The 868-nt window shown below is 49.7% G+C and carries 2 tRNA genes and 2 rRNA genes; all 4 read right to left on the bottom strand.

From position 1 onward, the window contains the following. A 23S ribosomal RNA gene (locus AC07PE_RS27110) occupies positions 1 to 344 on the bottom strand; the annotation flags it as partial. 214 nt (positions 345 to 558) lie between these two features. Further along, positions 559 to 634 (bottom strand) — tRNA-Ala (locus AC07PE_RS27105). Between the two features lie 10 nt (positions 635 to 644). Further along, positions 645 to 721 (bottom strand) — tRNA-Ile (locus AC07PE_RS27100). A gap of 82 nt (positions 722 to 803) precedes the next feature. Further along, positions 804 to 868, bottom strand: a 16S ribosomal RNA gene (locus tag AC07PE_RS27095); the annotation flags it as partial.

The raw sequence follows: 868 nt of genomic DNA, 5'->3' as shown, positions 1-868 counted from the left end.
CGGATTTCGTGTACGGGGCTATCACCCGCTATGGCCGCCATTTCCAGAGCGTTCCACTATCCGATCGACTATCACGTACAAGGCTCATCCCATTTCGCTCGCCACTACTTTGGGAATCTCGGTTGATTTCTTTTCCTGCAGCTACTTAGATGTTTCAGTTCGCCGCGTTCGCTTCGCATACCTATGTATTCAGTATGCGATGACCTAAAAGGCCGGGTTTCCCCATTCGGAAATCTGCGGATCAAAGTGTGTTTGCTCACTCCCCGCAGCTTATCGCAAGCTACAACGTCCTTCATCGCCTGTAATCGCCAAGGCATCCACCATGTGCACTTATTCACTTGTCCCTATAACGTTGGCCCCTCATGAGTTAAGGGATCGTCATAGGCAAATGACAGCTTACTTTGTTTGTTGATACATACAGATTACTACCCTAAGTGTGCATTCGGTCGTTAGACCAACTACACGCTTAAAGAAAACTTTACTTCTTCCAGATTGTTAAAGAACGAGAACTACACTTATCGAAGACGCAGGTCTTGGATAAGTACAGTCGATAAAGAGTGGTGGAGGATGACGGGATCGAACCGACGACCCCCTGCTTGCAAAGCAGGTGCTCTCCCAGCTGAGCTAATCCCCCATACATAACGTGGTAGGGCTGGTTGGACTCGAACCAACGACCCCCGCGTTATCAACACGGTGCTCTAACCAGCTGAGCTACAGCCCCGAAAACTCTTCTCGTTTAACTTTATAACAGCCGATAAGCGTGGACGCTTGATGATGGAGCGTTAGCTCCTGTGCCACTCTAGAAAGGAGGTGATCCAGCCGCACCTTCCGATACGGCTACCTTGTTACGACTTCACCCCAGTCACGA

The organism is Telluria sp. GW821-FHT07G12 (assembly GCF_059418525.1).
Note: the sequence above shows the minus strand (reverse complement) of the source record. Positions and strands in the feature narration are given on the sequence as shown.